At 63.1% G+C, this 409-nt stretch carries 1 protein-coding gene; it reads right to left on the bottom strand.

What is annotated here, in order from left to right:
- Positions 1–399, bottom strand: a 399-nt coding sequence (locus tag QCE62_RS35185) for a hemagglutinin repeat-containing protein (protein ID WP_309928049.1), incomplete at its 3' end; no start/stop codon positions are given.
- Between the last annotated feature and the right edge of the window lie 10 nt (positions 400–409).

Below are 409 nucleotides of genomic sequence, written 5' to 3' on the forward strand. Positions count from 1 at the left end.
GCCGACGATCGTACTGCCTTGGACGTTGATGTCGCGGCCGCTGGCGATCGTCACCGCATCCGCGGAAACCATGCTGCCTTGTGCAAGCGTCGCCGTGCTCGCGCGCGAACTCGTAACCTCCTTTCCGCTGATCGCATTGCTATGGCTATGCTGCTCCTGCGTTTTCTCGACGTGCGTTTCCGTCGCGGCCGCAATATTGACGTTGCCGGTCGCCGCAAGCGCGGCCGTGCCGTGGTCGAGGTTGATTGCGCCGCCTGTGACGTTTATATCCTTGCCCGACGCCACGACGAGCGAGTTACCCGCGTTGAGTACGGTGTTCGTGAGCGTATCGTCCGAGCGGTGCAGCGACTCCGAGTAAGTGCCGTGACCGTCGGCGCCTGCGCTGTTGCTGTCGACCATTGAGGTCGCG

Source organism: Caballeronia sp. LZ033, from assembly GCF_031451265.1.
Lineage (GTDB): Bacteria > Pseudomonadota > Gammaproteobacteria > Burkholderiales > Burkholderiaceae > Caballeronia.